General features: G+C 41.3%; 1 protein-coding gene. It reads left to right on the top strand.

Annotated features, from left to right (window positions below):
* The coding region (locus CDO51_RS13190; protein ID WP_276207044.1) for a group II intron maturase-specific domain-containing protein at positions 1-451 on the top strand (451 nt) is incomplete at its 5' end.
* Positions 452-528 lie beyond the last annotated feature (77 nt).

The raw sequence follows: 528 nt of genomic DNA, 5'->3' as shown, positions 1-528 counted from the left end.
CCTCTACAAAGCTAGAGGAAAGGCTGGAATACGACCACACCAAGAGTCCATAAAACGGTTCAAGGACAGGATAAGGCAGATAACAAGTCGTAAACGTGGTAGGTCAATTCAACAGACACTTAAAGAACTTAAAATGTTCACCACAGGCTGGTTAGGTTATTTTGCTATTGCAGATATTAAGAGTAGAATTATTGCCCTTAACGAATGGACCAGGCGTAGAATTCGAATGTACTTATGGAAGCAATGGAAGAAAATAAGTGCGAGGTTTAAGAATCTTAAGCGACTTGGAATAACTAAAGGGAAAGCTTGGGAATGGGCAAACACTCGGAAAGGGTACTGGCGGATAGCTAATAGCTGGATATCATCAAGGTCATTAACAAATGAATACCTCGCATCAATTGGATATGATGACATATCCAAAAGATACGAGGCATTGCACTCAAACCATTGAACCGCCAAGTACCGGACGGTATGCTTGGTGGTGTGAGAGGTCGGTAGATAAATTAATTATCTACCTCCTACTCGATT

The sequence above is a fragment of the Natranaerobius trueperi genome (assembly GCF_002216005.1).
GTDB classification, from domain to species: Bacteria; Bacillota; Natranaerobiia; order Natranaerobiales; family Natranaerobiaceae; genus Natranaerobius_A; species Natranaerobius_A trueperi.
The sequence above is the reverse complement of the archived record's forward strand: the minus strand, read 5'-3'. Positions and strand labels throughout refer to the sequence as shown.